General features: G+C 33.3%; 4 protein-coding genes and 1 pseudogene. 4 read left to right on the top strand and 1 reads right to left on the bottom strand.

All coding sequences use genetic code 11. The annotated features are described in order from the left end of the window. Window positions 1-350: 350 nt before the first annotated feature. Window positions 351-1,415 (top strand): S66 family peptidase, encoded by a 1,065-nt coding sequence (locus tag BUB63_RS05070; RefSeq protein ID WP_027308635.1) that lies wholly within the window; start codon window positions 351-353, stop codon window positions 1,413-1,415. 19 nt (window positions 1,416-1,434) lie between these two features. Here the strand turns inward: BUB63_RS05070 and BUB63_RS05065 are convergent, their stop codons facing one another. Further along, window positions 1,435-2,295: a transposase gene (locus tag BUB63_RS05065; RefSeq protein WP_073248217.1), complete on the bottom strand. Its 861-nt coding sequence runs from the start codon at window positions 2,293-2,295 to the stop codon at window positions 1,435-1,437. Window positions 2,296-2,471: 176 nt separating this feature from the next. Between BUB63_RS05065 and BUB63_RS05060 the strand changes: the two genes are divergently transcribed. The 3 genes and pseudogenes from BUB63_RS05060 to BUB63_RS05050 all read left to right on the top strand — a co-directional run. Beyond that, a complete protein-coding gene (locus BUB63_RS05060; RefSeq protein WP_073248215.1) occupies window positions 2,472-2,912 on the top strand; it encodes a MarR family winged helix-turn-helix transcriptional regulator in 441 nt (146 codons plus the stop codon). A 76-nt stretch (window positions 2,913-2,988) separates the two neighbouring features. Next, window positions 2,989-4,716 carry an ABC transporter ATP-binding protein gene (locus BUB63_RS05055; protein WP_073248213.1) on the top strand — a complete coding sequence of 576 codons (1,728 nt, stop codon included), beginning with the start codon at window positions 2,989-2,991 and terminating at the stop codon, window positions 4,714-4,716. 1,688 nt (window positions 4,717-6,404) lie between these two features. Beyond that, window positions 6,405-7,997: pseudogene (locus tag BUB63_RS05050) on the top strand (ABC transporter ATP-binding protein); the annotation flags it as partial. Window positions 7,998-8,098 lie beyond the last annotated feature (101 nt).

Below are 8,098 nucleotides of genomic sequence, written 5' to 3'. Positions count from 1 at the left end.
AGAAAAAAGGCTTTTGCAGATAAATATAATAGAAGATTTGAAAGATGAAATGTTGATAATTATGAATTGGATTAATCCAATTTTTAACACCGCATAGTCGATAATAAAATTGGAAATACAGCTTTTCATTATGATGGGGAGGGGGAAGGTGTATCTATATACATGGCCTACGGCCTTTTTCCCTTCCAAAATTTCAATAAAATAGAAAAAATCTAATTTCCTATAAAGAAAAAAGCTTTACTGGAAATTAGATGCGAAATCTCTGACATATCAATTTAATACTTGCTAAAATATGGTTAATATGGTATCTTAAATATTAAATTTCAATAGATTCAATTGGGGGTATGAATATGTTAAAACCAAAGCCATTAAAAAGGGGAGATAAAGTAGCAATTGTAAGTTTATCAAGCGGTGTATTAGGAGAAGATTTTGCAAGACATCAGCTTGAATTAGGAGTTAAAAGATTAAAGGAGTTTGGATTAGAGCCTATCTTTATGCCAAACTCTCTAAAGGGGATTGAATATGTTAAAAATCACCCTGAAGATAGAGCAAAGGATTTAAAGCAGGCCTTTTGTGATGATACAATAAAGGGGATTATCTGTTCAATTGGAGGAGAAGATACATATAAGACTTTGCCATATCTTTTAGGGGACAGGGAGTTTGTTGATGCAGTTAAAAACAATCCGAAGATTTTTACAGGGTTTTCAGATACTACTATTAACCATTTAATGTTTTATAAATTAGGATTGGTAACCTTCTATGGCCCAAGTTTTCTAACAGACATAGCCGAATTAGATAATGAAATGCTTCCATATACTAAAAGGGAGTTTTTGAAGTATTTTGAAGAAAAAGATGAGTTTATTATTGAGTCAAGTGATGTTTGGTATGAGGAAAGAAGGGATTTTTCTAAAAATCAATTAGGCATAAGTAGAACTAAGCATACAGAAAAACGAGGATATGAGGTGCTTCAGGGAAGAGGAAAGGTAAGAGGTAGATTTTTAGGAGGTTGTTTAGAAAGTATCTATGATATATTGACTAAAGATGCATATAAAGAAGTATGCGATAAATACGAGTTATTCCCTAATTTAGAAGAATGGAAAGATAAAATATTGTTTATTGAAACCTGTGAGGAAAAACCAAACCCAGAGTTCTTTGAAAAGGAACTTCTTGCATTAAAGAATAAAGGTGTTTTTGATGTGATTAGTGGTATTATTGTTGGAAAGCCACAAGATGAAACCTATTATGATGAGTATAAAGAAGTTTTTTATAAGGTTATAGATAATAAGGATTTACCTATCCTATATAACGTTAACTTTGGACACGCATATCCAAGATGTATAATACCCTATGGAGTAGAAGCAGAGATAGATTTAGATAGGAAAATGATAAAGTACTGGCAGCCATATCACATATAACTTGTGATATGGCTTAAATTTATTTGTTACTTGACCTATATAATATATTTGAAATAGCTGTTTGACTAACGTTAAGGAATGAAGCAATTTCTGTTAGAGTATACTTTTCATTTATTGCCTTTTTAATAAGTTCAAGTTTGATAGGAGTTAAATTTCTTCTTCGGCTTCCTGATTTTAATAATATAATATCTTCATCAGGTAATTTAAATGAATCTAGTATTTCTTGAAGAGAAGGTCGCCTTGGGATTTCAAATTTTATATCTTCATGAACATTTTCAGGTTTAAAAAAACTAAAGTTTTTACTTATAAATTTGAAGTCATCATCTAGTGTTTTTTCATTGCCATTTATATTCATAAGATTTAAATAGAGTTCAATAGATTTACTTTTATTACTGTTAAGTAAAGATAATGGAAAGGTAACGTTTACAAAATTTGAATATCCCTTTACATAGAAAAAATGACTACTCCATTTATAACTACTTACATTTGAACAAATACCTGCTCTAATAGGATTTCTATGTATATATCTTATTAACCAAAGGAAATATTCATCTGTTTCAACAAGTTTACTATTATATCTACCTTTAAATATGTGACCAGTATAGCCTAAATAGTCTCTAATAAATTTACTTGTTACATTGTTAATGTGAAACATCACTTCACCTATATTGTTATTAAATGTTTGTATTAACAGGTGGTAATGATTATCCATTATTACATAAGCAAATAGGTTATAGTTAAATTTCTTCTTATATTCTTTTAATTGTTTTATAAAAAATTGTTTTACTTTTGGATCTTTGAAAATATATTCGTTATTATTCCCCTTCTGCCATACGTGGTGAATGGCACCTTCAAAATATCCTCTTTCTCTATTTGACATACAACTCACCTCATATAGATTTTTGCCAAAATAAAACATTCTAAACATAATAAGTTATAAGTGATATGGCTGCCAGTTAAATTTCTCTTGACAGTTAGACGTCTAACTATTATTATAATAATTGTTAGACGTCTAAATAATTTTATAATGTATACAAAGGTGAAAGGAGAATTGTAATGGACTTTTGCAATATTGAAGGCCTTTATCAATCCTTCATAAAGGTTATTAAGGTACACCACCAGTACCTACATAACATACTTGAAAAACTTGATCTATACCCTGGCCAGCCGCCACTACTTTTTACACTATATAAAAATGATGGGCAGAGCCAAAGGGAGATTGCGGATAAACTTCACATAAAGCCTGCTACAATTACTGTAATGCTAAATAGAATGGAAAAGGCAGGGTTAGTTACAAGAAGGCAGGATGTAGAGGATCAGAGAATATCAAGGGTTTATTTGACTGAAAAGGGAAGAGAAAAGTGCGAGCAGTTAAAAAATATTATGGTTGACTTAAATGAGCATTGCTTTGGAAACTTCACAGAGGAGGAAAAGGAGGTTTTCAAAACCCTTTTAGAAAAGATGGCAGAAAACATAGAAAAGGTAAAGGATAAGTGATTTTATAACTATGCATCGATAGGAAACCATTAAATTTATACTTAAAAACAATTTATTTGTTAGGAGATGATAGGCTGTGTTAAGACTTTATAAGTTTCTAAAACCATATGCTCTAATGATTGTTGGAGTGTTCTTCTTTGTAACACTACAATCCTTAGGGGATTTATATCTTCCAACCCTTATGTCAAACATAATAAACGAAGGAGTTATGCAGGGAGATACTAAGAGAATACTTCAAATTGGTGGAGTTATGCTTTTAGTAGCAGGTGTTGGAGTTATCTGCTCTGTTATTGCAAGCTTTTTATCAGCAAAGGTTGCAGCAAATTTAGGTACAATATTAAGAAGCAAAGTTTTCAAAAGAGTCGAAAGTTACTCACTTAATGAATTTGATAAGTTTGGAACTGCAACATTAATTACAAGAACAACAAATGACATTACACAAATACAAACAGTTACAATAATGATTATGCGTATGATGATAAGTGCACCTATTATGGCAATAGGCGGTTTAATTTTAGCTCTAAGAAAGGATAGACCGCTTACACTTGTTCTTGCGGTTGCAATACCTGTGCTTGCAATCGTTGTTGCAACAATTGCATCAAAGGTTATACCTTTATTTAAGCTTGTTCAAGTAAAGATTGATAAGATAAACCTTGTGCTTCGTGAAAAGCTAACAGGAATTAGGGTAATTAGGGCCTTCAATACAGTTGAACTTGAGAGAAGAAGATTTGATGAGGCAAATGTTGACCTTACAGAAACGTATATAAAAGTAAACAGAATAATGGCCTTTATGATGCCTTCTATTATGCTTGTTATGAACTTTACTTCACTTGCAATTCTATGGTTTGGAGGAATACGTATAAGCAAGGGAAGTATGGATTTAGGTGCCCTTGCAGCCTTTACTCAGTATGCAATGCAGATTATGTTTTCAATGCTAATGCTTGCAATGATGTTCATAATGGTACCTCGTGCACAGGCAGCAGCAACAAGAATAAACGAAGTTTTAGATACAATGCCAGAGATAAAGGATGCAGAAAAAACTGTAGATACATTTACAGGTAGGGGATATTTAGAATTTAGAAATGTAACCTTCAGCTACGAAGGTGCAGAAGAGCCTGCACTTAAAAATATTTCCTTTAAAGCAAACCCAGGGGAAGTTACAGCCATCATAGGAAGTACAGGTTCGGGTAAATCCACATTGGTAAATCTAATTCCAAGATTTTATGATGTGGATAGCGGAAGTATCTTAATTGATGGTGTTGATATAAGAGAGATGAGTCAAGAAACATTAAGAAATAAGATAGGATTTGTTCCACAAAAGGCCATCCTTTTCTCAGGAACAATTGCAGATAATATAAGATTTGGTAAAGAGGATGCAACAGATGAAGAAATAAGGCACGCAGCAGAGGTGGCACAGGCACTTGAGTTTATTGAAAATATGGATGGTGGATTTAATCACGAAATTTCACAGGGTGGTACGAATGTATCTGGAGGACAAAAGCAGCGTCTTTCAATTGCCCGTGCCCTTGTTAGAAAGCCTGAAATATACATCTTTGATGATAGCTTTTCAGCACTTGATTTTAAAACAGATGCAAAATTAAGGGCTGCACTTAAAAAGGAAACAAAGGATTCAACAGTAATTATCGTAGCACAAAGAGTCGCAACTATTATGGATGCAGATAGAATAATTGTTTTAGATGAAGGTAGGATTGTTGGAATTGGAACCCATAGAGAACTTTTAGAGAAGTGTGATGTATATAGAGAGATCGTTTCATCACAGCTATCGGAGGAGGAAATAGCATGAGTCAAAATAGAGGAATGAATAAACCAATGGGGGCAAGAAGAGGAGATCCGATGGGATTTGGTCGTCCTGTGGAAAAGCCGAAGGATTTTAAGGGGACCTTTAAAAGACTTTTAGGCTATCTAAAACCCCACAGACTAAATTTAATAATAGTCCTTATATTAGCCATTGCAAGTACAACTTTTACTATAGTTACTCCTAAAATATCAAGTAAGGCATTGAATAAACTACAGGATGCCTATATGGCTCGTAAAATGTTAAGTGAATTGTCAAAGGGTCAAAATGAAGCAGTAAAACAGTTAAATGAAAAGATGGGTGACGTTCAAGAGGAAGTTGTCGATAAAATTATAAATAATATGCAGGATGGACAAAAGAAGGCTGTAGAGCAGATAGCAAATAATATGGCGGATGCACAAAAGAAGGCAGTAGATGAAATGTACAAGGGTATAGCCATTCAACTACATCAGGGTGTTATAAGTGGACAAAAGGCTGCAGTAGATAATATAACTTTGCAAATGGGTAAGGTTCAAAGGAATTTAGTTTTAAGTATGCAGCAGCAGATGAGTGGTATGCAGCAAATTCCACAGGGTGGACAGATGCCACCAATGGATCCTAAAATGCTTGAGGCTATGCAAAAACTTATGAAACTTCCAATGATTGATACAATAACCGATAGACAAAGGAAGATTGAAGTAACTCTTGAGTTTATTGATATTCTTCAAAGTATGCCACAGAATCAGCAAATAGATGCAAAAACTCTTTTATCAACAAAGGAGATACTAAGTCTTCCACTACTTGAAGATGTAAAAAATCCAAATGAAAAGATAAATATAATTAAAAAGTTTTTAAGTCTATCAAAGAATATGCCATCTCAAGGGCAAGGTATGTCAATGCAACTTGACGAAAATACTTTAAATAAAGCACTTGCAAAAATACCAGAGATTAAAAATTTCAATACAAATTCAAGCTCTAAAACAAATAAAATGGACAAAAAGACAATGGATGCAGCCCAAAAACTTTTAAAGCTTCCATTGATAAGTGAAATAAAGGATCCTGTAGAAAAGAAAAAGACTTTAATTGAGCTGCTTGACATATTTCAAAGTATGCCAAATACTTCAGGGGCAGGAACAGGTAATATAAATGCTTCAGATTTTAATACACTTAAAGAGCTTCTCTCTCTACCTGATATAAGCAGCATACAGGATAAAGAAGAGAAGAAGAGGACAACTATTAAGCTTATAGATGTTTACAGTAAAATGCCAAATATGAATAGTGATGGCACAGCATCAAATGATATGATGGACAGCGAACAGTTAAAAAATGTAAAAGAGCTTCTTGAACTTCCAATGTTAAATTCAATAAAAGATGCCGATGAAAAGGCAAAGGTTTTAAATAGAATGCTTGATATATTTGGCAAGATGCCAGATATGAATACAGATAATGCTGATTCTAAAAATAAATTTGATACAAAGAGCATAAAGGCTGTTCAGGAGTTTTTAGCCCTACCAAAATTAAGAACTCTCACAAATGCAGATGAGAAGGCTGATGTGGCTAAGAAGATTTTAGATTTAAGCAAAGAAATGCAAAATACAATGGAAAATGCACCAAAGGATGCAAAAGAGAACATTAAATTTACAGATGAGCAAATAAATGCAGTAATAACTGCAATAAGGGAAACAAATGGAGAGTACGACTTTAAATATATAGGAAGAATAGCTTTAATTCTTATTGCCCTTTATATAATAAGTGCTCTATTTAGCTTAACTATGGGACTTGTTATGTCAGGTGTTTCACAAAAGACAGTGCGTGATTTAAGAAGGGAAGTAGATGAAAAGCTTGCAAGACTTCCGCTTAAGTATTTTGACACTCATTTACACGGGGATATACTTAGCCGTATTACAAATGACGTTGATACAATCGCAACAACACTACAGCAGAGTTTAACTCAAATGATTACGTCTGTAATAACAATAATCGGCTATATTATAATGATGCTTACAATAAGCCCAACATTAACATTAATTGTTCTTGCCACAATGCCTCTTTATGTTATATCAACAATGCTTATTGCAAAGAAGTCACAAAAATACTTTGCAATGCAGCAAAAGGAACTTGGAGAGTTGAGTGGACACGTTGAGGAAATGTATACAGGTCACAAAATAGTAAAGGCCTTTGGACGTGAAAAGGATGCAATAGAACATTTTGAATCTATAAATAATAGACTAAGGGAAGCAGGTTGGAGAGCTCAATTTATTTCAGGTATAATGTTCCCACTTATGAACTTTATAGGTAACTTAGGTTATGTTGGAATAAGTATAGTAGGTGGAATATGGATAACAAAGAGCCGTCTTGGAATTGGGGATATAATTGCCTTTATACAATATTCAAGATCTTTTACAATGCCAATAGTTCAAACAGCAAATATAGCAAATGTTATTCAGTCAACAATTGCCTGTGCAGAACGTGTATTCCAAATATTAGATGAAGAAGAGGAGATCCCAGATAGTAAGGATGCTGTTGTAATTGAAGAACCTATGGGTGAAGTGAAGTTTGAAAATGTATCCTTTAGATATAAGGAGGATGTGCCTTTAATAGAGGATTTAAATTTAGAGGTAAAACCAGGACACACAATTGCTATAGTTGGGCCAACAGGTGCAGGTAAAACTACGTTGGTTAACCTGCTTATGAGATTCTATGAAATCAATTCTGGTAGAATAACTATAGATGGTGTTGATATAAGGGATATTAAACGTAGTGAGCTTAGAAAGATGTTTGGTATGGTTCTTCAAGACACTTGGTTGTTTAATGGAACAATAAAGGACAATATAGCCTATGGAAAAGAAGGAGCAACAATGGAGGATATAGTAAAGGCAGCAAAGGCAGCCCACGCAGACCATTTTATAAGAACTCTTCCACAGGGCTATGATACAGTAATAAACGAAGAGGCAACTAATATATCACAGGGACAAAAGCAGCTACTTACTATTGCTCGTGCCATACTTCACGATCCTAAGATATTGATTCTTGACGAGGCAACAAGTAGCGTTGATACAAGAACAGAGGTTTTAATACAAAAGGCTATGGCAAACCTTATGAAGGGAAGAACAAGCTTTGTAATAGCCCATAGATTATCTACAATACGTGATGCTGAGCTTATAATAGTTATGAATAAGGGAAGAATTATTGAAATGGGTAACCACAAAGAACTGCTTGCAAAGGGTGGATTCTACGCAGATCTATATAACAGTCAATTTGCAAATGAGAATGTAGATGAAGTAGTATAAAAGGCAGCTGCAATGCAGCTGCCTAATTTTCTTCTTGCCTTATTTTTTTATCTGTGTTAAAATTACAAAAATAACTTTTGATCAAAAGTTATATGTGATAT

The sequence above is a fragment of the Caloramator proteoclasticus DSM 10124 genome (assembly GCF_900129265.1).
GTDB lineage: Bacteria > Bacillota > Clostridia > Clostridiales > Caloramatoraceae > Thermobrachium > Thermobrachium proteoclasticum.
Note: the sequence above shows the minus strand (reverse complement) of the source record. Positions and strands in the feature narration are given on the sequence as shown.